Consider the following 22798-nt stretch of genomic DNA (forward strand, 5'->3'; position numbering starts at 1 on the left):
CTGGCCGCCGACTTCGGTACGCTAACGTACCAGCGCCGCGGTCCGGGGAGCCGGAGCCCGGACCGGCGACGTCCACGAGGAGGGACCCCATGAGCACGCCGACCCGGGCGCGAGACACCGACACCGAGCAGGACACCCCACCGGGACCCGCCGACGGGCACGTCCCGCACCTCGCCGTCGCGATCGTCGGCAACGGCTTCTCGGGGCTCGGCACGGCGATCCGCCTGCGACAGGCGGGCGAGGACAACTTCCTGATCTTCGAGCGCTACGACGACGTCGGCGGCACCTGGCGCGACAACTCCTACCCGGGCTGCGCCTGCGACGTGCCCAGCCACCTCTACTCGTTCTCGTTCGCGCCGAACCCCGACTGGAGCCGGTCCTTCTCGCCCCAGCCGGAGATCCACGCGTACCTGCAGCGGGTGTCGGCCGACTACGACATCGACCGCTTCACCCGCAATCAGCACGAGGTGCTCGACGCCTCGTGGGACGACACCGCCCAGCAGTGGACGGTCACGACGAGCCAGGGCGTCTGGACCGCCGACGCGCTGGTGCTCGGCTCCGGCGCGCTGTCCGACCCGTCGTTCCCCGACGTCCCCGGGCTCGAGGACTTCGAGGGTCCCGTCTTCCACTCGGCGACCTGGCGCCACGACCTCGACCTGACCGGGCGGCGCGTCGCCGTCATCGGCACCGGCGCCTCGGCGATCCAGTTCGTGCCGGAGATCGCGCCCGTCGTCGGGAGCCTCGAGGTCTTCCAGCGGACCCCGCCGTGGATCATGCCGCGCGGCGACCGGGCCATCACGCGGGCGGAGAAGCTGCTCTTCCGCTGGTTCCCGCCGGCCCAGCGCGTCGTGCGCGAGGCGATCTACTGGGCGCGCGAGACCTTCGTGTTCGGCTTCCGCGACCCGCGGCGCATGGGGAAGGCCGCGAAGATCGCCGAGGCGCACATGCGCCGGCAGGTGTCCGACCCGGAGCTGCGCGAGAAGATCACGCCGAGCTACGCCATGGGCTGCAAGCGCATCCTGCTCTCCAACGACTACCTGCCCGCGCTCGACCGGGACAACGTCGAGGTGGTCACCGAGAAGATCGTCGAGATCAGGCCCCACGGCGTGGTCACCGCCGACGGCGTCGAGCACGAGGTCGACACGATCATCGCGGGCACCGGCTTCGCCATCGGCGACCTGCCGATCAGCCACCGCATCCACGGCCGCGACGGCCGCACGCTCGCCGACCACTGGGCCGGCTCGCCGTACGCCCACAACGGCACGATGATCGCGGGCTTCCCCAACGCGTTCACGCTGCTCGGACCGAACACCGGGCTGGGCCACAACTCGGTCGTGTTCATGATCGAGTCGCAGATCGCCCTCGTCCTCGACACCCTGCGCCACCAGCGCACCCACGGCGTCGGGGCGGTCGAGCCCACCCGCGCGGCGCAGGACGCGTTCGTCGCCGAGATGCAGCAGAAGACCGAGGGCACCGTCTGGGTCGATGGCGGGTGCTCGAGCTGGTACCTCGACCAGCACGGCAAGAACTCCGCCCTGTGGCCCACGTTCACGATGCCCTTCCGCCGCCGGCTGCGGCGCTTCCGGCCGGAGGAGTACACGCTCACCCCGCTGGCCGCCGCCCGACGCTGACACGACACCCCGAGGAGAGACACCCATGGCCACCGACCTGACCGGCAAGGTCCTGTTCATCACCGGCGCCGCCCGCGGGATCGGCGAGGAGACCGCGCGGCGCGCCGCCGCCCGCGGGGCCCACGTCGCCGCGGTCGGCATGGAGCTCGAGCGTCTCGAGAAGCTCGTCACCGAGCTCGGACCCGGCCACTGCTGGGCCGAGTGCGACGTCACCGACCAGGAGTCGCTCGACGCCGCGGTCGCGACGACGGTGCGCGAGCTCGGCGGCATCGACGTCGTGATCGCCAACGCCGGCATCGCCAACCACGGCACGGTGGCCGAGAGCCCCGCCGACGTGGTCGCGCGCGTGCTGGAGGTCAACCTCATCGGCGTCTCCCGCACGGTGTCCGCCACCGTCGCCGAGGTCGAGAAGCGGCGGGGCTACCTGCTGCTCGTGTCGTCGCTGGCCGCGTTCACGGCGCTGCCCGGCATGGCGGCCTACTGCGGCGCCAAGGCGGGCGTGGAGAACTACGGCAACGCCCTGCGCTTCGAGCTCGCCCACCGCGGCATCGGCGTCGGCACCGCGCACATGGGCTGGATCGACACCGACCTCGTCCGCGACGTCAAGGCCGACTCGTCGACGTTCGAGGAGACCCTCAAGCGGCTCCCCTACCCCCTCGGCGCCCTGACCTCGGTCGAGGACTGCGCGAACGCGTTCCTCGAGGGGATCGCCAGGCGCAAGCGTCGGATCTTCGTGCCGAAGGCGGTGGCGCTGGTCGCGGCGGCCCGACCGATCACCTTCTCGTGGCTCGGCGACCTGCCCGTCCTCGCGCAGGCCAAGCAGATGGTGCCCCGTCTGGAGGAGCAGTTCCGGAAGACCGGGCGCACGTTCGGTGCGACGAGCGCGGGCATGGGGAAGGTGCGTTCCTGAGCCTCGGCGGGTTCCGCGCCCGCCGCGTACGGTCGTCACTGAACCACCACTCAGTGAACCCGGAAGGGGTCCTGCTTCCGTGACCGACGTCGCCCCCGCGCCGCTCTTCTCCGACGACTACTGGCACGAGCCGTTCGCCGCCCTCGGCCAGCTGCGCGAGCAGGGTCCGGTGCACGAGGTCGACCTGCCCGAGGGCGGGCGGACGTGGCTGGTGACGCGTTATGCGGACGCCCGGTCGGTGATGTCGGACCCGCGCTTCGTCAAGGACTTCCGCAACACGCTGCCCGAGGGCCAGCGGGCCTCGGTCCCCGGCATCCCCTCGCCCGGCGGCGAGATGATGCTGCTCAACGACCCGCCGGTGCACACCCGGCTGCGCAAGCTCGTCGTCAAGGCGTTCACCGTGCGCCGCGTCGCCGCGCTGCGGCCGGGCGTCGAGACGATCGCCTCGTCGCTGCTGGCCGGGCTGCCCGGCGACGCGCCGGTCGACCTCGTCGAGGCGTACGCAGTGCCGCTGCCGACGGCCGTGATCTGCGAGCTGCTCGGCGTGCCGGTGGAGGACCAGGACGCCTTCGGCGAGTGGTCCCGCATCATGATCGACGACACCGGCGAGGCCGCCTCGATGCAGGCCAACGCGAGCATGGCCGCGTACCTCTCGGAGCTCGTCGAGCGCAAGCGCGCCGAGCCCGACGAGGCGTTGATCTCGGCACTGATCGAGGTCTCCGAGGAGGGCGAGCAGCTCTCGACGAACGAGATCATCGCCATGGCGATGCTGCTGCTCATCGCCGGCCACGAGACCACGGCGACGCTGATCGGGACGGCGGTCGAGCGGATGCTGCGCGACCCCGCGCTGCGCGACCGGCTCGCCGCCGCGGAGTCGGACGAGCTGCGCGCCGCGATCGAGGAGTTCCTGCGCTGGGGCTCGCCGATCGCCCAGGCGCCGCTGCGGTTCGCCGCCGAGGACGTCGACTTCGACGGGGTGGTCGTGCCGCGCGGCGCGATGGTCATGGTGTCGCTGGCCGCCGCCAACCACGACCCGGCGCGCTTCGACGACCCCGACGCGTACGACGAGCTCCGCGACACCACGGGCCACCTCGCCTTCGGGCACGGTCTGCACTTCTGCCTCGGGGCCTCCCTGGCCCGGCTCGAGGCCGAGGTGGCGCTGCGCGCCCTGCTCGACCGCTTCCCGTCCTTCGCCGCGGGCGCCGAGCTACCGGTGCCCCGCCGTCGCAGCGTGCTCGTCAACGCCTGGGCGCGGCTGCCGGTGCTGTTGGGGGCGGAACGGGAGCAGGGGACCGCGCCGTCGTCGTGACGCTGTGACACCCTGCGCCGGGTGTCCGGCATGACCGCTCCCGACGCCCGGTGGACCCTGGCGATCGACCACGGGACCACGACGACGGTGGGCGCCTGGGCCGACGTCGACCCCCGGGACGGCTGGGTGCGCGTCGGCCCCGTCGGGGTCGACGGCTCCCCGTCGATGCCGTCGGCGGTGCTCTCGCGTCCCGACGGCGTGGTCCTGGCGGGACGGCCCGCGCTGGAGGCGGGCGCGCTCGACCCGGCGGCGGCGCTGACACGCACGCGGCCGCACCTGGCGGCGAGCACGGGCGGCCCGCCGGAGCTGCTGACCCAGTGGCCCCGCCCGACCACCGCGGTCGACGTGGCGACGGCGCTGATCGCGAAGGTGGTGCGCGCCGAGGCCGCGCGGCGCGGGACGCTGCCGTCGTCGGTGGTGCTGCTGCACCCGGCGTCGTGGTCGGCGCCCGCGTCCGAGGCGCTGCGCGCGGCGGGGCTCGCGGCGCTCGGGGCCATCCCGTACACCTCGCCCGACCAGCTCCACCTGCTCGACTCCCCGCGCGCGGCCGCCCACCGCCTCGGCGGGCAGGGACGCCTGCTCGTCGTCGACCTCGGCGGCGCGGCCACCGAGCTCGCGGTCGTCGACCGGGGCGGCGACGGCACCGGGTCGGTCGCGGCGGTGCGCACGGTCAACGTCGGCGCGGAGGTGCTCGACGACGCGCTCGTCCAGCTCGTGCTCGACCGCGCGCCGCCGCCCTTCGCCGCGCGTCTGCGCTTCGGCGCCGACCTCGAGGCCCACCGCGCCTGGTTCCGCCTGCGGACGAGCGTCCGGGACGGCAAGGAGGCGCTGGCGGCGAGCGGTCAGGTGTCGGTGGCGCTGCCGGTGCTGCCCCCGGAGAGCCCCGGGCCCGGGATCGTGGGGCTCACCCACGCCGACCTCGGCGCCATGCTCGCGCCGGGGCTGGAGGAGATCGCGCAGGGCATCGGCGCGCTCGTGGACACGCTCTCGGGCCCGCGCCCGGCGATGCTGGTGCGCGGGGGCCTCGCGGACATGCCGCGCGTGCGGGAGTGGATCGCCGAGCGCACCGGGTTCGGGCTCGCGCACGGCGGGGACCCCGGCGCGGTGTCGGCGTTCGGGCCCGCGTCCGGCGCGGCCGCCTGGGCGGCGGAACGGCTGGGGCTGGGTCGACGCTGACGTCCGGGACGGGAGGATCGCGTGGAGGGTGACGCCGTCCACCGCTGCGCCGCCCGCCTCGACGCCCTGACCGGCACCACCGTCGTCCGCAGCGACTTCCGGACGCCCTCGCTCGCCACGGCCGACCTCACCGGACGGAAGCTCGAGGGCACCCGCGCCCACGGCAAGCACCTCCTGACGCGCTTCTCGGACGGCGCGACCCTGCACAGCCACCTGCGGATGAGCGGGTCGTGGAGCGTCGTGCGCCGGCGCCGCGCCGACGGGCGCCCGGCGCTGCCGCGGGGCACGCGGGCGGCGCTCACCCTCGACACCGGCGTCGCGCTCGTCGGCGTCGACGTGCCGGTGCTCGAGCTCCTGCGCACCCGCGACGAGCACCGGGTGGTGGGCCACCTCGGCCCGGACGTCCTCGCCGGCGCCCCGACCGCGACCCAGGAGCACTTCGACCTCGACGGTGCCGACGGTGCCCTGGCCCGCCTGCGCCGCGACCCGGCGCGCCCGGTCGTCGAGACCCTGCTCGACCAGCGCGGCGTGTCCGGGCTCGGCAACCTCTGGGCGGTCGAGGTGTGCTTCCTGCGCGGGCTCTGGCCCTGGACGCCGGTCGGCGACGTCGAGCTGGAGCCCCTGCTCGCCCTCGCGCGGCGCATGATCCGCCACAGCCTCGAGCACGGCACCGGCATGACGACGACGGGCGTGCGGCGCCGCGGCGAGAACCACTGGGTCACCGGCCGCTCGAACCGCCCGTGCCGCCGCTGCGGGACGCTCGTGCGCTTCCGGCCCGCCGCCGGCTCGGGCGCCCCGTACACCCGCGAGGTGTGGTGGTGCCCCTCGTGCCAGCCGGAGCCCGGGCGATGAGTGATCATGGGGGCGTGCGGCTGGCGACGTTCAACCTCCTGCACGGCCGCTCCCCGGCCGACGGCGTGGTGTGCCCCGACCGTCTCCGCGCGGCCGTCGCCGAGCTCGACGCGGACGTCCTCGCGCTGCAGGAGGTCGACCACTCCCAGCCCCGCTCCGGGCTCGTCGACCAGACGGCGCTGGTGGCCGACGCCCTGGGCGCGCGCGACGCCCTGTTCGTGCCCGCGCTCGTCGGCACCCCGGGCCAGCGGTGGCGGGCGGCGGGCGCGGACGAGGAGCCGCGGGACGAGCCCACCTACGGCATCGGTCTCGTGAGCAGGCACCCGGTCGCCCGGTGGGTGCGGATCGCCCTCGGGACCTCCCGGGCCACCCTGCCGCTGCTGGTCGACGCGCGGCGCCCGGCGCTGGTCCGCGACGAGCCGCGGGTGGCGCTGGCGGCGGTGCTGGAGCCGCCGGCGCCGGTGGGGACGGTCGTCGCGACCCACCTGGCGTTCACGCCCGGCGTCAACGTCCTGCAGCTCGCGCGGCTGGCGAGGGCCGTCGAGCACCTGCCCGGCCCGGTGGTGATCCTCGGCGACCTCAACATGCCCGGGGCGGTACCGGGCGCCCTGCTGCGGCGGTGGCAGACCCTCGTGCGGACCCCGACCTTCCCGACCGAGCGGCCGCGCGTGCAGTTCGACCACGTGCTCGCCGGGGCCGGGACGCCGCCGGTCCGCGACGCGCGGGCGGTCGCGACGGCGGTGTCGGACCACCGGGCGCTGGTGGTGGACCTGGCGGCCTGACGCCGGGCCGGCTCAGCCCAGGTCCGCCACGGCGCCGATCACGATGACCGCCGGCGGGCGCAGCCCCGCCTCGGCGATCGCGTGCGGCAGCTTCGCGAGCGTCGCCCGCGTGGTGACCTCGCCGGGCAGGCCGCCCTCCTGGACGGCCAGCGCCGGGGTCTGCGGGTCGCGGCCGGCGGCGACGAGCGCCTCGGTGATCGCGCCGATGTTCTCGACGGCCATCAGCAGCACGACCGTGCCGCGCAGGCGCCCCAGCGCGTCCCAGTCGACGAGCGACTGCGCGTGCCCGGGCGGCAGGTGACCGGACACCACCGTGAACTCGTGGGTCACGCCGCGGTGGGTGACGGGCACGCCGGCCAGGGCGGGCACGGCGATCGCGCTGGTGATGCCGGGCACGACCTCGACCTCGACACCGGCCGCCGCACACGCCTGGATCTCCTCGAGACCGCGGCCGAAGACGAACGGGTCGCCGCCCTTGAGGCGCACCACCCGCCGGCCGGCGAGCGCCTCGGAGACGAGGACCTCGTTGATCGTGTCCTGGCTCATGTAGCGGCCCCGGGGCAGCTTCGAGGCGTCGATGATCGTGACGTCCGGCGGCAGCTCGTCGAGCAGCGGCTGGGGGGCGAGCCGGTCGGTGACGACGACGTCGGCCTGGGCCAGCGCCTGCCGTCCCCGCACGGTGATCAGACCGGGGTCGCCGGGGCCGCCGCCGACGAGCACGACGCCGGGGCGCACGGCGCGGTGCCTGCGGTCCAGCAGGGTGCCGCTGCGCAGCGCCTCGACGGCGCCGTCGCGCACGCCCGAGGCCCGGCGCGGGTCGCCGCCGCCGTGCACGGCGACGGTGATGTCGTCGTAGCGCCCCACCGCGGGCGTCACGGCCGTGCCGGCGTCGGCGTCGTCGGCGCGCACGCAGAACACCCGCAGACGCTCGGCCTCCGCGGCGACGGCGGCGTTGACCGCGGCGTCGTCGGTGGCCGCGACCGCGTACCAGGACTCGGCGAGGTCACCGTCGGCGTAGCCGCGGGCGTGCCAGGTGATCTCGCCCGAGTCCGCGAGGGCCGAGAGGGCCGTGGTCAGCGTCGGGCTGACGACGACCGTGTCCGCGCCGACCTCGTGCAGCCCGGCCACGCGGCGCTGGGCGACGGAGCCGCCGCCGACGACGACCACCCGCCGGTCCCGCAGGTGCAGGCCGACCGGGTACACGCGACCGGTCACGTCGCTCACGGTGTCTCTCCCTCCAGCTCCTTCTCGGTGACGCCCGCCGCGTCGAACGTGGCGACGTCGGCGAGCGCCCGGGCCGCCGCGGTCACGACGGGCACCGCCAGCAGGGCTCCGGTGCCCTCGCCGACCCGCAGCCCCAGGTCCAGCGTCGGCGCCAGGCCGAGGTGCTCGAGGGCCAGGGTATGGGCCGGTTCGACCGAGCGGTGCCCCGCGATCCAGGCGTGTGACGCGGTCGGGGCCATCGCGGCCGCCACGAGCGCCGCCGCGCCGGACACGACGCCGTCGAGCACGACCGGGGTGCGCAGCGCCGCGGCCCCCAGCAGGAAGCCCGCGAGCCCCGCGTGCTCGAGCCCACCGACGGCTGCGAGCGCCCCGAGCGGGTCGGCCGGGCCGGGGCGGTGGAGGGCGAGCGCCTCGGCGACCACCGCGACCTTGCGGGCGTGGGTGGCGTCGTCGATGCCGGTGCCGCGGCCGGTCACCGTGGCGGCGTCCGCCCCGGTGAAGGCGGCGACGAGGGCGGCGGAGGCCGTCGTGTTGGCGATGCCCATGTCGCCGGTGACGAGCAGGCGGTTGCCGGCGGTGACGAGGTCGCGGGCGGCCTCGATCCCGGCGCGCAGCGCGGCGCGGGCCTCGTCGCGGGTCATGGCGGGCTCGACGGTCATGTCGCGGGTGCCGGCGCGGATCTTGCGCGGCAGCAGGCCGGGCGCCGCCTCGAGCTCGGCGGCCACGCCCACGTCGACGACCTGGACCTCGGCGCCCACGGTGGCGGCGAAGGCGTTCACCGCGGCACCGCCGGCGAGGAAGGTGGCGACCATCTGCGTCGTCACCTCCTGCGGCCACGGCGTGACACCGCGGGCGTGCACGCCGTGGTCGCCGGCGAACACCGCGACCACGGCGGGCTCGGGCAGGGGCGGCGGGCACGAGTTCGCCAGCCCGGCCAGGCGGACGCCCAGCTCGGCGACCCCGCCCAGCGCACCGGGCGGCACCGTCATGCGCGTCAGGTGCTCGCGCGCGGCGGCCTCACCCCCGGTGGTGTCGAGGTCCGCGAGGGCCGCGATCGTCTCGTCCAGTGGATCCACGTGGTGGTGTCCCCAGTTCTCCTCGTGCACGGCCCACGCCAGCGGTCGGCGGTGGGCCCATCCGGCGGTGGCGAGCTCGGGCTCGTCGGCGAACGCCGCGACGTGCCCGACGCACAGGTAGGCGACGACCTCGAGGTGCTGCGGCAACCCGACACGCTCGCCGAGGAGCGCGGCGAGCTCCCGCTCGCGGAAGAAGCTGACCCAGCCGACGCCGAGGTCCTCGGCGCGGGCGGCGAGCCACAGGTTCTGGACGGCGCCCGCGACGGAGTGGGCGGCCATGCGCGGCTGGGTGTGGCGCCCGAGGACGTGCCGGCCGCCGCGGGTGGGGTCGCAGGTCACGACGATGCCCAGCGGTGCCTCGCGGATCGCCTCGACCCGCAGGCCGGCGAACCTCCGCGCCCGCGCCGCCGGCAGGGACGCGGCGAAGTCCCGGCGCTGCTGCTCGGCGAGCTCGGCGAGCTCGGCGCGCAGCTCCGGCGAGCGCAGGACCAGGAAGTCCCACGGCTGGGAGAACCCGACGCTCGGCGCGGCGTGGGCGGCCTCGAGGACGCGGTGCAGGCGCTCGTCGTCGACGGGCGTGTCGACGAAGCCGGTGCGCACGTCGCGGCGGGCGTGCAGGACGCGGTGCAGGGCGTCGCGGTCGCCGTCATGCAGGGTCACAGGATCTCCGCGAGCTCGCCGACGAGCCGGTCGGTGACCTCCGGGGCGCGCACCGCGATCCGGACGTGCTCGGCGTCGAGACCGGGGAAGGTGTCGCCGCGGCGGACCGCGAGCCCGCGGTCGCGCAGCCGCTCGCGGACGTCGGAGCGCCCCGGGGTGCGGACGAGGACGAAGCTCGCGGCGGGGGTGGCGCGGACCTCGGCGCCGCCGATCCGTCGCAGCGCGGCGAGGAGGTGGTCGCGGTCGGCGGCCATCGCCCGGGCGGCGGCGTCGGCCTCGGCGCGGGCGGCGGGACCGCTGCAGGCCTCGAGGGCCACGAGTGCGGGCGTCGAGACCGACCACGGCGGGGCGGCGGCGCGCAGCCCCTCGGCGAGCCCGGCCGGAGCGAGGGCGTAGCCGACGCGCAGGCCCGCGAGACCCCAGGTCTTGGTCAGGCTGCGGAGCACCACGAGCCCGGGCAGGTCGCCCCGGTCGGCCAGCGAGTCCGGCTCACCGGGCGCCGTGTCGATGAACGCCTCGTCCACGACGAGCGTGCGGCCCGGGCGGGCGAGCCGCGCGAGCACGCCGGCGGGATGGCGCACCGACGTGGGGTTGGTGGGGTTGCCGACGACCACGAGGTCGGCGCTCTCCGGGACGGCCCCGGGGTCGAGGGTCAGGTCGCCGTCGAGGAGCACCCGGTCGACCGCGTGCCCCGCGGCCCGCAGCGCGGCCTCCGGCTCGGTGAACTGCGGGTGCACGACCACGGCGTGGCGGGGGCGCAGGGCCCGCGCGAGCAGCACGAACGCCTCCGCGCCGCCGGCGGTCGGCACGACCTCCTCGACCGGCCGGTCGTGGCGCGCCGCCACGGCGGCGGTCGCCCGCGTCGGGTCCGGGTAGGCGGCGACGTCGTCGAGGCTCGCGACGAGGCGGTCGCGCAGCCAGGACGGCGGCGTCCCCGTGCGCACGTTGACCGCGAGGTCGACGAGACCGGGGCCGACCTCGGCGTCGCCGTGGTGGTGGAGGTCGTACTCGGTGGAGAGGGTCACGAGGCCGGGCGCGTCACCGTCGAGCGTGGGCGCGGGCGGCCCGGAGCAGCACCGTCTCGGCCTCGGGGACGGACGCGGCGAGCACCGACGTCACCGCCGACGGGGCCGCGCCCTCGTCCCACCCGGCGCCACGCATGCGCTCGACGAGCTCGCGCGCGAGGGCGTCGACCCGGCGGGCGGCGTCGTCGTGGTCGCGGACCGGGCCGTCGCCCAGCAGGTCGAGCGGGAGGTGCCCGGTGCCGGCGAGCACCCGGCGGAGGTCGACCAGGACCCGGTCGTCCCGGCGGACACCGAGCGCTGCGGAGTCAGGGCATCGGGACTCGCGGGTGCGGGTCACCACCGGGTGGGGACGCGCGTGCGGGGTCGCGGGAGCGTGCATGTCGTCGCCGGCCTTCCTCGGGTTCCTCGCCCGATGTCTGCCTGTCCTGCCTGCGCGACGGCCGGAGTCTCCTGGCTCCCGGATCGCTGCTCGCCCCGGCCTTCCCGCCGGTGTGTCCGGCAGTGGCGTGCGTGGGGTCTGCTCCCCGGTGACAGTGGCGGGACCGCGCCGGAATCACACCGGCTTCCTCCGCGTCCGTCGACCGCCGGTCAGTCCACCTGCTCGATGGGCGCCCGTCAACGCGCCCGCGACGTTCGAGCGTGTGGCGTTACGGACGTTGAGTGTCGGTGTCCGGCCCCCGGCGCAGCAGCTCCGCAGGCTCCGTGCCGCCGGGTGGCCCACCGCTGACCCGGCGCGGAGGAAGGGGCTCGGCCGTTCAGCGCAGGAGGCCCTGGCGGAAGCCGCGGGCGACGGCGTCGGCGCGGTCGCCCGCACCGAGCTTGCGGAACAGGCGGCGGGCGTGAGTCTTCACCGTGTCCTCGGCGAGCACGAGCTCGGCGGCGATCTCGGCGTTGGACAGGCCCTCGGTCATGCCGAGGAGCACGTCCATCTCGCGGTCGGAGAGCTCGGTGGTGGTGGGGCGGGCGCCGGGCAGCACGCTCGGGTCGGCGAGCTCGCCCGCGCGCAGGAACCCGCGGGCGCCGAGACGCAGGGCGTAGGTGGCGCGCTCGTCCTCGGCGATCCCGGCCGGGTCGGGCGGCGGGCGGTCGCCGAGGGGCTCGAGCGCGTCCGCGGGGGCCTCCCCCACCACGAGCACGGGCGTCTCGGGGCAGTGGCGGCGCACCTGGCGGACCGCCTCCATCCACGCGCTGCCCTCGTCGGCGCCCACGAGGACGACGTCGTGCGGGTGCCCGTCACGGGTCCCGTCGACCGGCTGGGTGAGGCGGACGAGGAGGTCGGGGACGTTGTCGACGCACGGGAGGTCGTCGAACACCGACGAGAGATGGCCGACCAGGCGCTCCCTGGCGGGCGTGGCACCGGCGAACACCAGGCACGTTCCCATTCACGCCCTCCTCACCCCGATGAGTGCACACACAATCGCACACGGTGAACGCCGATCGGGTGACCCCCTCCTCGGACGTGTGGCGCAACGAGGTCCCGCAGCTCGGCGGGGTGAGCGACCCCGCGACGGTCCAGGATCTCCAGGAGCACCGGGCCGACCGCCCGGGCGCCGCCGTCGACGATCGTGAGGGCGAGGGCGGCACCGTCGGGCAGCACGGCCAGCAGGACGCCCTCGGCGCCGATCTTCGACACCGCGCCCGGCAGGTGCGCCATGACTGCCGTGTCGAGGCGGTCGGTGCCCGCCACCAGCTCGGGGTGGGCGCGCATCGCGGCGGCGACGCGGTGCTCCGCAGTGCCCTCGACCCCGGCGACGAGGCGCTGCCCCAGGCGGGCGAGCGCGACGAGGTCGGTGGCGAACGCGGGCGCCCCGCAGCCGTCGACGGTGACGCCCCGGACCGGGCCGGCGAGCCGCTCGAGGGTCGCGCGGAGGTGGCGCTGGAGCGGGTGGGCGGGCTCGAGGTAGCTGTCCTCGGGCCACCCCTGCGCCCGGCAGGCCGCGAGCATCGCGGCGTGCTTGCCCGAGCAGTTCATGGCGAGGCGGTCGGGCTCGCGGGTGCCCCAGGCGCGGTCGGCGGCGAGGCCGAGCGGGCGGCCGGGCGGGCAGCCCAGCGCGCCGGCGTCGAGACCGAGCCGGGCGAGCAATCCCGCGGCGACGGCCAGGTGCTGCGGCTCCCCGGAGTGCGACCCCGTGGCGAGGGCGAGCTCCCGGTCGTCGAGGTCGGCGCCGAGCTCGAGGCACGCCACCGCCTGGGCCGGCTTCAGCGCCGAGCGGGCGAGCATCGGCACGCCCGTCTCCCCCGCCCGCAGGCCCACCTCACCGTCCGGCTCGAGCACGACCAGCGACACCCGGTGCTCCGACTCGACGAACCCGCCGCGGGTGACCTCGACGGTCGCGTACCCGCTCACACCAGCCGCTCGGCCAGCGTGCGGGCGTGACCGGCGCGCTCCTCGACGTGCTCGACGCGGGGGTCGGCGAGCTCACCCCCCGCATCGGCACTGTCCGCGATGTTCGCGCCGACCAGCATGGCGGCGGACTCCGCGGCCGCCGCGGCCAGGAACGCCGCGGTCACCGCGTCGCCGGCGAGCGCGTCGGGGCCGGTCCCGGCGAGCAGGGCGGCGAGCTCCGCGACCCGCACGGCGACGGTGACGACGTCGGCGGGCACCTGGACGATCGCCTCCGCCGCGGCGGGCCCGCCGCCGGGCTTCCTCCGCGCCTCCAGGAACCCGGCGTAGGCCTCGACGTCGTCGTCGGCGAGGCGCAGGGCCTTCGCTCGCAGGCGGTCGAGCTCGTCCACCGCCTCGCGGTCCGCCGCGGCCTTCGCGACCTTGGTGGCGAGGCCCGCGGCGAGCGACACCGTGACGGCGGCCGTCGACCCCGCCGCCGGGCCCACGCCCCTGCCCGCGAGCACCTCCCCGAAGCGCTGGAGCGACAGCTCCCCCAGCGGCCGGCTCACCGCGCCCCTCCACGTGAGCGAAATTCACGGCTATAGCCGTGAATTTCGCTCACATACTCCGACCGGCTCAGAAGAGCCCCACGATCGTGCCGTCGGGCTTGACGTCGATGTGGTGGGCGGCCGGGTTCTTGCCCAGGCCGGGCATCGTCCGCATGTCGCCGCAGATCGGGTAGATGAACCCGGCGCCGACGGACGCGCGGACCTCGCGCACCGGCATCCGCCAGCCGGTCGGGGCCCCGAGCAGCTTCGGGTCGGACGAGATCGACAGGTGTGTCTTGGCCACGCACACCGGCAGGTTCCCGAAACCGTTGCGCTCGTAGAGGTCGATCGACGTGTTCGCCGCCGGGGCGTAGTCGACGCCGTCCGCGCCGTACACCTTGGTCGCGATGGTCTCGATCTTCTCGCGCAGCGGCGCGTCGTCGGGGTAGAGGAGCTGGAAGTGGCTCTCCTCGTCCGCCGCCTCGGCGACGGCCTCGGCGAGCTCCGCGGCGCCGCGCCCGCCGTCGGCGAAGTGCGTCGACACCGCGGCCCGGGCGCCCATCGACTCGGCGATCTCGCGGATCGCCTGGTGCTCGCTGGGGTGGTCGGTCGGGAACGCGTTGATGCAGACGACGGGCGAGACCCCGTGCAGGCGCATGTTCTCGATCTGCTTGCGGAGGTTCGCCGCGCCGGCGTGCACCTCCTCGGGGTTCTCCTCGAGCAGCGCCGGCGGCAGGTCCTTGCCCGCGACGATCTTGTGGTTGCCGGAGTGCACCTTGAGGGCACGCACGGTGGCGACGACGACCGCCGCGTCCGGGGTCATCCCCGAGGTGCGGCACTTGATGTTGAAGAAGCGCTCGGCGCCCATGTCGGCGCCGAAGCCCGCCTCGGTGACGAGGAAGTCGCCGCCGTGGATGCCGATGCGGTCGGCGACGATCGACGAGTTGCCGGTCGCGATGTTGCCGAACGGCCCCGCGTGCACGAGGACCGGCGTGTTCTCCAGCGTCTGCATGAGGTTGGGCTTGAGCGCGTCGCGCATGAGCGCGGCCATCGACCCGGCGGCGTGGATGTCCTCGGCGGTCACCGCGTCGCCGTCGGGGGTGTAGCCGACGACGATGCGCCCGAGGCGCTGGCGCAGCTCGCCGAGGTCGTTGGACAGCGCGAGGACGGCCATGACCTCCGACGCCGAGGTGATGTCGAAGCCCGACTCGCGCGGCACCCCGTCCATGCGCCCGCCGAGCCCGGTGACGACGTTGCGCAGGGCGCGGTCGTTGACGTCGAGCACGCGCCGCCAGGTGACGCGGTACGGGTCCAGACCCGCGGCGTTGCCCTGGTAGAGGTGGTTGTCCAGCACCGCCGAGAGCATGTTGTGGGCGCTGGTGACGGCGTGGAAGTCGCCGGTCAGGTGGAGGTTGAACTTCTCCATCGGCACGACCTGCGAGTAGCCGCCGCCGGCCGCGCCGCCCTTGATGCCGAACGTCGGCCCCATGCTCGGCTGGCGGATCGCGACGACCCCGCGCTTGCCGATGTGCGAGAACGCCTGGCCCAGCCCCACCGTCGTGGTCGTCTTGCCCTCGCCGAGCGGGGTCGGGGTGATCGCCGTGACGACGACGTACTTGGCCCGCGGGCGGTCCTTCATCGCCTCGATGGCCTCGAGCTCGATCTTGGCGACGTCGGTGCCGTGGCGTTCCAGGAACTCGGTCGGCAGGTCCATCTGCCGCGCGACGTCGTCCATGGGCTTCAGCGTCGCCGCCTGCGCGATGTCGAGGTCCGACGGGATGCTCACGCGAGTCCTCCTGATCTCCGGGCTGATCTCGGCCACCACCCCGGTGCCGGCACCGCCGCCGGGGGACTCCTGACGGGGCACGTTGGCAGAGCCGCGCCGATCTGTCAGCCCGGGACGTCACGTTTCGCGCCCGTCCGGGATCTCCCCCACGGGCCCTGGATCCGCCACGATGGGGCGGTGACGGTCCGGGCGGTGCGGCGCGCGCTGCTCGCCGTCGTGCTCCTGCTGGGCGCCGGGCTGGCCGTCGCGCCGGGGGCCGTGGCGTCGACCCGTGCCTGCCCGCAGGCCTCCCTCTTCGCCGTCCCCGGCACGGGCGAGACCTCCGAGGCCGCCGACCCCGCCCGGTCCATCGGGCTCCTCGCGGGGCTCACCGACCCCCTCGCCCGCCGCTGGGGTGACGCCCTCGAGGTCCGCTACGTCCCGTACCCCGCGACGGTCGACCGGCCCTTCTACTTCACCAGCGAGCGGCGCGGCGCCGAACGCCTGGCCCGCGACGCGGGTGAGGTCGCCGCACGCTGCCCGGACACCAGCATCCTGCTCGTCGGGTTCAGCCAGGGCGGCGACGTCGTGTCCGACGTCGTCCACCGCGCGGCGAACGGGACGGTCGCGCTCCCCGCCGGCCGGATCGCGGGCGCGATCATGCTCGGCAGCCCGCGGCGCGACCCGCAGGCGCCCAACCTCGTCGCCACCCCCGGCCGCGGCGTGCTCGGCCCCCGCCCGACGCGGGAGCTCGCGGTCTACGACGGCCGGGTCTACGAGGTGTGCGCGCCGGGCGACCCGATCTGCGCCACCGAGAACCTCGACGTCCGCGTGTTCCGCGAGGGCTGGGCGTCCGGGGCCCACCGCAGCTACCCGGACGTCCGTGCCGAGCCGGGGGGACTGCCCCTGTTCACGGTGCTCGAGCGGGCCGTCGACGCCGTGGTGGCCCGCGACACGATCTCGTCGATGACGGCCGCGAGCGGCTGAGCGCCCTCGTACCCTCGCCCGATGGGACGTCGTGGGTGAGCTGCTGAGCCGCATCCTGCCCGTCTTCGCCGTGATCGCGGTGGGGGCGGCGGCGGGGCGGTTCGAGCGCTTCGGCGAGCGCACCGCGGCGGTCCTCAACGACCTCGTCTACTGGATCGCGCTGCCCGCCCTGATCTTCGTCTCGGTCGCCGGGGCCGACCTGTCCGCGGGCGTGCCAGGGTCCGCCCTGCTGGCCTCGGCCGCGGTGGTCGTCGTCGCGTACGCGCTGGGCTGGGGCGCGGCGCGGGTGGTCCGGCGCCCGTCCCGCGAGGCCCACGCCGTCGGTCTCGTCGCGGGCTGGGGCAACGTCGGCTACCTCGGGATCCCGCTGACGGTGGCCGTGCTCGGTCCCGCGACGGCGTTCGCCGCGTCGCTCACCTCGACGCTGCACACCGCGCTCGCGATCTCGGTGTTCCTGGTCGCGGTCACGCTCGACGGCCGCGGGCGCGGCCTCGACGCCACCGAGGGCGCCATCGCCCTGCCCGCGCTGCTCGCCCGTCGCGTGCTGGGCAACCCCGTGGTGATCGGCATCGCCGCCGGTGTCGCCGTCGCCCTGCTCGGCGTGCGCCTGCCGGGGCCGGTGGCGACGACCGTCGGGATGCTCGGCGACCTCGCCGCCCCGGGTGGGCTCTTCGCACTCGGCATCCTGCTGCGCGGCGCGGTGGGCGCGCTGCGGGAGTCGCGGGCGCAGTGGGTGCCGATCGGCGCCGCGGTGGCGATCAAGCTGGTGGTGATGCCCGCGCTCGCGCTGGGGGCGGTCGTCCTGTTCGGCATCCCGGCGCCGTGGGGTGCGGTGCTCGTGATGATGGCGGCGCTGCCGGACGCCGCGACGGTCTTCGTGCTCACCGCGCAGTACCGGGCCTGGTATCGCGAGAGCACCGCGGTGGTCGTCATCACCACGGTGCTCTCGCTGGTCACGCTGCCGCTGGTCGTGCTGGTGCTGCCGTGAGCGCCGTGACTTCAGTCCTCGCCGCGGAAGGCGTCGCGTCGCTGCTCGTGGGTGCGGGCGCCGCCCATGCGGTCGACGCCGGCGCGCTGCTCGTCGGTGGCGGTCCCCGACGCGACCGCGCGCTCGGCGGCCGCCATCGCGCGGTCGGCCGCGGCCTCGTCGGCGTCGGCGGGTGTGGGGGCGACCCAGCCACGGTGGGCGTCCTCGGGCTCGACGACGCCACGCTGCTCGTCGCTGCGGATCATGGTGCTGACCTCCGGTCGCACGTCATCAGGTCACGCTCTGGGTCTCCGCGGAGCCGTGGACCCAACCGGTCAGGTGGGTCACCCGGATGACCACCGCGGGTGTCGTGCTGGCCGGGGGACGGTCACGGCGGATGGGCCGCGACAAGGCCGTCCTGCGCCGGGACGGGACGACGCTGCTCGCGCACGTCCTCGACGTCCTCGCGGCGGCCGTGGACGGCCCGCTCGTGGTGGTGGGCGCCGCCGACACCCCCCGCGAGCTGCCTCCCGAGACCGCCGGGCGGCCGTGGCGGGCGCGCTGCGCGGTCGTGGCCGACCCCGTCGCCGACCGCGGACCCCTCCTGGGCCTCGCGACGGGCCTGTCGGCGGTCCGCGGCGCTACGACGGCGTTCGTGGCGGCCGTCGACCTGCCCCACCTGCACACCGACCTCGTGCGCGCCGTGCTCGCGCACCGGGTGCCACCCGTCGAGGTCGCCCTCCCCATCCTCGACGGGCACCGCCAGCACCTGCTCGCCGCCTACGCCACCGAGCTCGCCGGTCGCGCGGAGGACCTCCTCGCCCGCGGCGAACGCAGCGTGGGCGCCCTGATCGCCGCGAGCCGCGTCCGCGAGCTCGACGCCGCGACGCTGCTCGCCGACCCCGGCCTCGCCGCCCGCGACCCGGGACTGCTCGGCGCGTGCGGCGTCAACACGCCCGAGGAGTGGGAGCGCGCTCGCCGGGAGCAGCCCGGCGGGCGGACCTAGGCTCGCGCCATGGCCGATCTCAGCGATCCCGACGTCCTCGCCTTCCTCTCCCACGGCACCCGCACCGGCAAGGTCGGGTGGACGGCCAAGGACGGGCGTCCGCTGGTGGCGCCGATCTGGTTCCTCGTCGAGGACGGCACGATCGTCTTCAACACCGGCGCGGACACCGCGAAGGGACGCGCCTTCGCCCGCGACCCGCGGATCGTGCTGTGCGTCGACCTCGAGGAGCCGCCGTTCGCGTTCGTCCAGGTCCAGGGGTCGGTGACCCTCTCCGAGGACCCCGACGAGCTGCGGCGCACCGCCACCGCGCTCGGCGCCCGGTACATGGGGGCCGACCGTGCCGAGGAGTTCGGCGCCCGCAACGGCGTGCCGGGCGAGCTCGTCGTGCGCCTGCACCCCGCGAAGGTCGTCGCCACGCTGGACATGACCGCGTGACACCGCCGCTGGCCCGGGCGCTCGACCTCGCGCCCCACCCCGAGGGCGGCTGGTTCCGCCGCACGTGGACCGCGGGACCCACCGTGACACCCGACGGCTACCCCGGGCCGCGGGCGAGCGCGACCGCGATCCACTACGTGCTGGCCCCCGGCGAGGAGTCGCGCTGGCACCGCGTCCGCTCCGACGAGCTGTGGTGCTGGCACCGGGGCCCGGCGCTGTCGTTGTGGCTCGGCGGCTCCGGCGAGCACCCGGGTGCCGACGCGCGGGAGATCGTCCTGGGCGACCGGATCGAGGACGGCCACGCCGCCCAGGCCCTCGTGCCCGGCGGCGTGTGGCAGCGCGCCGCCCCCGCGCCCGGCGCCGCCGACGAGGTGCTGGTGACCTGCGTCGTCAGCCCGGGCTTCGACGACGCCGATTTCACCCTCGCCGCCGGGTAGCTGGTGCCGCGCTAGTTCTCCGGGGGCTCGCCCTCGGCCGCGCCGTCGCCGCCGGCACCCGCGGCGCCGCCCTCGGCGCCGTCCGGGGCCCCGGCCGCGGCGCCGGGATCGGCGGGCTGCTCGGCGGCGCCGCCCGGCGGAGCCTCCTCGCCCTCCGGGGCGGGGGCGTCCGCTGGCGGAGCCGTCGTCGTCGGGGCCGCCGAGGAGCGCGGCGCGGACGTGCTGGAGGGCGCCGAGGACGACGAGTCCGCCTGGTTGGCGGTGTCGCCGGGATCGGTGCCCGCGACCGGCGTGAACGCCCCGAACGTCTGCTTCGGGGTGTCCTCCAGGGCGTCGTCCATGAACGACTTCCAGATCTGGCTGGGCAGCCCGTGCCCGTAGACCGGGCGCCCGTCGGCGGTCCTGATCGGCGAGTTGTCGTCGGTGCCGACCCACACGACCGTCGAGGCCCCCGGCGTGTAGCCGGCGAACCAGGCGTCGTTGTTCTGGCTCTCGACGTGCGACTGGACGGTGCCGGTCTTCGCGGCCGACTGCCGTCCGCCCTGCAGCGAGACCCCGTCGTACTCCGGCACGTCGCGCATGGCCTCGGTGACGTTGCGGGCCACGCGCGGGTCGATGCGCTGCTCGCCCTGCGCGGTCGCCTCGTCGAAGAGGACCTCGCCGCTCGCGGTGGTCACGCGCTGCACCAGGTGCGGGCGGTGGTACATGCCCTCGTTGGAGAACGTGGCGTACGCCGAGGCCAGGTCCACCGCGGTGGTCTCCTGGTTGCCGAGCGCGATGCCGCTGTTCGGGTCGTTCATCGGCTGCGAGATGCCGGCCTGCCGTGCCGCGGCGGCGACGGCCTGCGGGCCGACCCGGTTGCCGAGCGCGGTGAACACGACGTTGTTCGACAGCGTCATGGCCCGCTTGAGGCTGCAGTTGCTGCAGTCCGCGCCGTCCACGTTGCGGACGGTCTGACCGGGGACCGCGCGTCCGTCGAACTCGGTCGAGATCCCGATCGGCGGGTCCTGCTGCAGGGCCGCCAGCAGGACGAACGGCTTGAACGTCGAGCCGGCCTGCTTCTCGACGCGGGCGTAGTCGAGGCCCGACCCGTTGGCGCCGCCGTAGTAGGCGAGGATGCCGCCGGTCCGCGGGTCGACCGACACGGCCGACGTGCGCAGGTTCTCCGGCTGGCCCCGCATCTGGCGGTTGATCGCGTCGACGGCCTCGCGCTGCGCCTGCGGCTGGATCGTCGTCTGGATCTGCAGGCCCTGGGTGACCAGCGCGTCCTGGTCGATCCCGAGGGTGCGCAGCTCGTCGCGCACGGCGCTGTAGATGTGGCCGCGGTCGTCGTCGGGCACGCCGCCGGTCACCCGGCGCGGCGGCACCGTCGCCGGGAACTGGGCCGACGCGCGCTCCGGGGCCGGCAGCCAGCCCTGGGCGACCATCCCGTCCATGACGTAGTTCCAGCGGCGCGCCGCGTCGTCCGGGTTCTGCGCCGGGTCCCACTTCGACGGGGCCTGGATGACGCCGGCGAGCAGCGCGCCCTCGGCGGGGGTCAGCGTCTCGACGGGACGGTTGAAGTACGCCTGCGACGCGGCCTGGATGCCGTAGGCGCCGCGGCCGAAGTAGATGCTGTTCAGGTAGTCGGCGAGGATCTCGTCCTTCGAGCGCTCCTGCGAGATCTTCAAGGAGATGATGAGCTCCTTGTACTTGCGCATCAGCGAGTACTCGTCGCCCACCATCGCGTTCTTGACGTACTGCTGCGTGATCGTCGAACCGCCGCCGCTGCCGCCGGTCAGGTTCTTCCACACGGCGCGGCCGAAGCCGACGACGTCGAAGCCGCTGTTGGAGTAGAAGGAGCGGTCCTCCGCCGAGAGCACCGCGAAGCGCACCGGCGGCGGCACCTGCTCGAGGCCGACCTTCTGCCGGTTGCCCTGCTCGCCCGGCGCGATGCGCGCGAGCACCGTGCCGTCGGAGAACGACACCGTGTTGAGCTGGCTCTCCACGGCGTCGTCGGCGTTCGGCACGGGGATGAAGAGGAAACCGACCACCATCGCCAGCACCGGCGCGGCGACCATCGCGGCCACCCCGGCGTAGGCGGTGCGGCGCAGACGGCGCCAGCGCAACGTGGCGGGCGCGAGCTCCTCGGGGTGGGGCCCGTCGAGGTAGAGCACGACGCGCGAGCGGACCCGGCGGCCGAACGCCACGACCTGCTCGCCGTACGGCAGCCCGACGATCTTCGCGGCCACCACGCTCAGGACGGCCGCGATCGCGGTGGCGATGCGCCCGCGCGACACGCGGGAGGTGTCGGCGGTCTCCCGGGTGCGCCCCGGCGAGCGGTGGGCGGTCGTGCGGGTCGACGTGGTCCGCCGACGGGCGTCGGCGCTGCGGGACCGGGTCGTGGTGCGGCCGGCGGTGGAGGTGGCGGTGGACCTGGCGGTGGATCTGGCGGTGCCGCGACGGGTCGTGTGGGCCGCACCGGTCCGGGTGGCGCGCGTGGCGACGGGCGCGTCGTCGTCCGCGTCCTCGTCGGTCTCCCGCGGGCGGTCGTCGTCGAGGTCGTCGAGGTCGTCGGCGTCGTCCCCGGCGTCGTCGCGTCGCTTCGGCAGCGGCCCGGAGGTGTGCCCCCGCGGTGACGGCGCGTCGATGACGGGCATCGCGGCGGTGCCGGTGGGCCGCCGACGGACGGCGGGGCTCTCCGCCGCGCCGTCGGGTCCGTCCGCCTCGTCGGCCCCCGGTGTGCGGCGCGTGGCCGGGGGTGCGGCGGCCAGAGCGGTGGCGGAGGTGGTCGACGTGGCGGTCGGTGCAGCGGTCGGTGCAGCGGTCGGTGCAGCGGTCGGTGCCGGGGCCGGCGTCGCCGCGGGGCGGCCGCCGGGGCCTGCCGGCGGACGGGCCGGGGCGCCGGGGGCCGCGGGCGCTCCTCCGCGCGGCGGACCGGCAGGCGCTCCTCGCGGCGGGACCGGCGCGGGGCCGGCCGGCGCTCCCCCGCGCGGGCCGGGGCCGGCAGGGCCACCGGGTCCACCGGGACCGCCCGGACCCACCGGCGGCGGGGCGGGGCGACCGGCGGCGCCGGGCGGCGGGGTCGGACGGCCGGCAGGGCCGGCGGGGCCGGCCGGCGGCGGCGTGGGGCGCACGGCGGGGCCGGACAGCGCGCGCGGTCCGGCCGGACGGCCGGGGCCGACGGGAGGCTGGGCGCCGGCGGGAGGCTGGGCGCCGGGAGCCGGCGGACGCGGCGGCGCGGCGGGTCCGGCCGGACCGGCCGGCGGTGCGGCGGGACCGGCCGGCGGCGCGGCGGGCGCCGAGCCGCGCGGGGCGCCCGGGGGAGCCGCACCGGCCGGTGCGCCGGACGGCCGAGCCGGCGGCGGCGTGGGGCGACCCGGGGCCGCCGGCGCGGAACCGGCGGACAGGCCGCGATCCTCGCGCGCCAGGTCCGGGCGGTCGTTGCGGCGGGTCTGCGGCCGGGCGGCGGTGGCGGTGCCCGTGGCAGTACTCGTGGCGGCACCCGTGGCAGCACCCGAAGCGGTGCCCGTCGCGGCACCCGCCGAGCTCGCCGAGCCTCCGCCGTTCGTGCCGGTCGCGGGCCGGAAGGACCCGGTGGAGAACGCGGACGGGAAGCCGATCGGCGGCGAGACCGGCGCCGGCGTCGCGGCGATGCGCGCGCTGACGTCGCCGTAGTCGCTGTCGAGGTGCTGCCGGTCGG

At 76.1% G+C, this 22798-nt stretch carries 22 protein-coding genes and 1 riboswitch; of the genes, 12 read left to right on the plus strand and 10 right to left on the minus strand.

Annotated elements, in window-relative coordinates:
• Positions 1-89: 89 nt before the first annotated feature.
• The 6 genes from WCD41_RS08745 (at position 90) to WCD41_RS08770 (ending at position 6660) form a co-directional block, all read left to right on the plus strand.
• Entirely contained in the window at positions 90-1631 is a 1542-nt protein-coding gene (locus WCD41_RS08745; protein WP_337713011.1) for a flavin-containing monooxygenase, read from the plus strand.
• A gap of 25 nt (positions 1632-1656) precedes the next feature.
• The gene (locus tag WCD41_RS08750) at positions 1657-2541 is read left to right on the plus strand and encodes an SDR family oxidoreductase (protein ID WP_337713012.1); all 885 of its coding nucleotides are present in this window, start codon (positions 1657-1659) and stop codon (positions 2539-2541) included.
• A gap of 79 nt (positions 2542-2620) precedes the next feature.
• Entirely contained in the window at positions 2621-3850 is a 1230-nt protein-coding gene (locus WCD41_RS08755; RefSeq protein ID WP_337713013.1) for a cytochrome P450 family protein, read from the plus strand.
• A 30-nt stretch (positions 3851-3880) separates the two neighbouring features.
• Positions 3881-5026 (plus strand): Hsp70 family protein, encoded by a 1146-nt coding sequence (locus tag WCD41_RS08760; protein ID WP_337713014.1) that lies wholly within the window; start codon positions 3881-3883, stop codon positions 5024-5026.
• A 21-nt stretch (positions 5027-5047) separates the two neighbouring features.
• A complete protein-coding gene (locus WCD41_RS08765) occupies positions 5048-5878 on the plus strand; it encodes a DNA-formamidopyrimidine glycosylase family protein (protein WP_337713015.1) in 831 nt (276 codons plus the stop codon).
• The gene (locus WCD41_RS08770) at positions 5875-6660 is read left to right on the plus strand and encodes an endonuclease/exonuclease/phosphatase family protein (RefSeq protein ID WP_337713016.1); all 786 of its coding nucleotides are present in this window, start codon (positions 5875-5877) and stop codon (positions 6658-6660) included. Before WCD41_RS08765 ends, WCD41_RS08770 begins: the two co-directional genes overlap by 4 nt.
• Positions 6661-6672: 12 nt before the next feature.
• Here the strand turns inward: WCD41_RS08770 and cobA are convergent, their stop codons facing one another.
• The 8 genes from cobA to WCD41_RS08810 all read right to left on the minus strand — a co-directional run bounded on the left by cobA (position 6673) and on the right by WCD41_RS08810 (position 15305).
• Positions 6673-7884, minus strand: a complete 1212-nt coding sequence (cobA, locus tag WCD41_RS08775; RefSeq protein WP_337713017.1) for a uroporphyrinogen-III C-methyltransferase — start codon at positions 7882-7884, stop codon at positions 6673-6675.
• Complete coding sequence (gene cobT, locus WCD41_RS08780; RefSeq protein ID WP_337713018.1) at positions 7881-9620, minus strand: nicotinate-nucleotide--dimethylbenzimidazole phosphoribosyltransferase; 1740 nt, start codon at positions 9618-9620, stop codon at positions 7881-7883. Before cobT ends, cobA begins: the two co-directional genes overlap by 4 nt.
• Entirely contained in the window at positions 9617-10645 is a 1029-nt protein-coding gene (gene cobC, locus WCD41_RS08785; RefSeq protein WP_337713019.1) for an Rv2231c family histidinol phosphate aminotransferase CobC, read from the minus strand. The genes cobT and cobC overlap by 4 nt, the downstream gene beginning before the upstream one ends.
• Before the next feature lie 13 nt (positions 10646-10658).
• Positions 10659-11024 carry a hypothetical protein gene (locus WCD41_RS08790; protein ID WP_337713020.1) on the minus strand — a complete coding sequence of 122 codons (366 nt, stop codon included), beginning with the start codon at positions 11022-11024 and terminating at the stop codon, positions 10659-10661.
• Positions 11025-11089: 65 nt separating this feature from the next.
• Positions 11090-11213, minus strand: a riboswitch (cobalamin riboswitch).
• Positions 11214-11400: 187 nt separating this feature from the next.
• On the minus strand, positions 11401-12027 hold the full coding sequence (locus WCD41_RS08795) for a helix-turn-helix transcriptional regulator (RefSeq protein ID WP_337713021.1): 627 nt from the start codon (positions 12025-12027) through the stop codon (positions 11401-11403).
• Between the two features lie 11 nt (positions 12028-12038).
• A complete protein-coding gene (locus tag WCD41_RS08800) occupies positions 12039-12992 on the minus strand; it encodes an asparaginase (protein ID WP_337713022.1) in 954 nt (317 codons plus the stop codon).
• Positions 12989-13540: a cyclodeaminase/cyclohydrolase family protein gene (locus tag WCD41_RS08805; RefSeq protein ID WP_337713023.1), complete on the minus strand. Its 552-nt coding sequence runs from the start codon at positions 13538-13540 to the stop codon at positions 12989-12991. Before WCD41_RS08805 ends, WCD41_RS08800 begins: the two co-directional genes overlap by 4 nt.
• Before the next feature lie 67 nt (positions 13541-13607).
• Positions 13608-15305, minus strand: a complete 1698-nt coding sequence (locus tag WCD41_RS08810) for a formate--tetrahydrofolate ligase (protein ID WP_337713024.1) — start codon at positions 15303-15305, stop codon at positions 13608-13610.
• 177 nt (positions 15306-15482) lie between these two features.
• Here WCD41_RS08810 and WCD41_RS08815 point away from each other — a divergent pair, with 177 nt between their 5' ends.
• Positions 15483-16271, plus strand: coding sequence for a cutinase family protein (locus tag WCD41_RS08815; RefSeq protein ID WP_337713025.1), 789 nt, complete (start codon positions 15483-15485; stop codon positions 16269-16271).
• Between the two features lie 31 nt (positions 16272-16302).
• The gene (locus WCD41_RS08820; protein WP_337713026.1) at positions 16303-17259 is read left to right on the plus strand and encodes an AEC family transporter; all 957 of its coding nucleotides are present in this window, start codon (positions 16303-16305) and stop codon (positions 17257-17259) included.
• Positions 17260-17270: 11 nt separating this feature from the next.
• On the opposite strand, the gene WCD41_RS08825 is transcribed toward WCD41_RS08820, so the two are convergent.
• A complete protein-coding gene (locus tag WCD41_RS08825; RefSeq protein WP_337713027.1) occupies positions 17271-17504 on the minus strand; it encodes a hypothetical protein in 234 nt (77 codons plus the stop codon).
• An 86-nt stretch (positions 17505-17590) separates the two neighbouring features.
• On the opposite strand from WCD41_RS08825, the gene mobA reads away from it, so the two are divergent.
• Genes mobA through WCD41_RS08840 form a run of 3 tightly spaced genes read left to right on the plus strand, consistent with a single transcriptional unit; the run spans position 17591 to position 19116 of the window.
• A complete protein-coding gene (mobA, locus tag WCD41_RS08830; protein ID WP_337713028.1) occupies positions 17591-18244 on the plus strand; it encodes a molybdenum cofactor guanylyltransferase in 654 nt (217 codons plus the stop codon).
• Positions 18245-18253: 9 nt separating this feature from the next.
• Positions 18254-18679 carry a PPOX class F420-dependent oxidoreductase gene (locus tag WCD41_RS08835; protein WP_337713029.1) on the plus strand — a complete coding sequence of 142 codons (426 nt, stop codon included), beginning with the start codon at positions 18254-18256 and terminating at the stop codon, positions 18677-18679.
• A complete protein-coding gene (locus tag WCD41_RS08840) occupies positions 18676-19116 on the plus strand; it encodes a cupin domain-containing protein (RefSeq protein ID WP_337713030.1) in 441 nt (146 codons plus the stop codon). The genes WCD41_RS08835 and WCD41_RS08840 overlap by 4 nt, the downstream gene beginning before the upstream one ends.
• An 11-nt stretch (positions 19117-19127) precedes the next feature.
• On the opposite strand, the gene WCD41_RS08845 is transcribed toward WCD41_RS08840, so the two are convergent.
• The gene (locus WCD41_RS08845; protein WP_337713031.1) at positions 19128-21755 is read right to left on the minus strand and encodes a transglycosylase domain-containing protein; all 2628 of its coding nucleotides are present in this window, start codon (positions 21753-21755) and stop codon (positions 19128-19130) included.
• 847 nt (positions 21756-22602) lie between these two features.
• Here WCD41_RS08845 and WCD41_RS08850 point away from each other — a divergent pair.
• The gene (locus tag WCD41_RS08850; RefSeq protein WP_337713032.1) at positions 22603-22773 is read left to right on the plus strand and encodes a hypothetical protein; all 171 of its coding nucleotides are present in this window, start codon (positions 22603-22605) and stop codon (positions 22771-22773) included.
• Positions 22774-22798 lie beyond the last annotated feature (25 nt).

This window comes from Actinomycetospora aeridis (assembly GCF_037400275.1).
Taxonomy (GTDB): Bacteria; Actinomycetota; Actinomycetes; order Mycobacteriales; family Pseudonocardiaceae; genus Actinomycetospora; species Actinomycetospora aeridis.